Source organism: Planktosalinus lacus, from assembly GCF_014640155.1.
Taxonomy (GTDB): Bacteria; Bacteroidota; Bacteroidia; order Flavobacteriales; family Flavobacteriaceae; genus Planktosalinus; species Planktosalinus lacus.
Genome location: NZ_BMGK01000035.1, coordinates 1 through 890, shown reverse-complemented (window position 1 = coordinate 890; position 890 = coordinate 1). Strand labels below are relative to the sequence as shown.

At 47.8% G+C, this 890-nt stretch carries 1 protein-coding gene; it reads right to left on the bottom strand.

Going from position 1 to position 890, the window contains the following annotated elements; translation table 11 throughout:
• On the bottom strand, window positions 1-890 hold an 890-nt coding region (locus IEV69_RS13795; RefSeq protein ID WP_188443428.1), incomplete at both ends, for a hypothetical protein.

The following is an 890-nucleotide window of genomic DNA, read 5'->3' as shown; positions in this document are numbered from 1 at the left end:
GGCCTGATAGTCTGTACCATTAATGCTGTATTCAAAATCCCCTAATGGTGATACAATCGTTATGCTGCCAAAAGGCTCTGCACACGTAGGTTGGGTAACACTCACCTCCGGTGCTTCAGGTGTGGCTGGTGCCGGGTCTATCTCTACCTCTGTCGCAGTAGATACACACGTCGTGTCATCGCTGTTGCGAACAGTTACTTCATAAGTACCTGAAGCCAATTCCTCAAATACCAATCCGGCCTGATAGTCAGTTCCATTGATACTGTATTCAAAATCCCCTAATGGTGATACAATCGTTATGCTGCCAAAAGGCTCTGCACACGTAGGTTGGGTAACACTCACTTCCGGCGCTTCAGGTGTAGCTGGTACCGGGTCTATCTCTACCTCTGTCGCTGTGGATACACACGTCGTGTCATCGCTGTTGCGAACAGTTACTTCATAAGTACCTGAAGCCAATTCCTCAAATACCAATCCGGCCTGATAGTCTGTACCATTAATGCTGTATTCAAAATCCCCTAGTGGTGATAAAATCGTTATGCTGCCAAAAGGCTCTGCACACGTAGGTTGGGTAACACTCACTTCAGGTGCTTCAGGTGTGGCTGGTACCGGGTCTATCTCAACCACGGTCGCAGTAGATACACACGTCGTGTCATCGCTGTTGCGAACAGTTACTTCATAAGTGCCTGAAGCCAATTCCTCAAATACCAATCCGGCCTGATAGTCTGTACCATTTATGCTGTATTCATAACCTGATCCCAGTGGAGAGGTGATGGTAATCGTTCCCATGGGTATTGCACACGTGGGTTGTACAACGTCTGCCGTGGGCTCTGCAGGTACATCAGGTACTGCATTGATCGTAACTTCTAAAGCTGTTGAGATACAGGTGACAT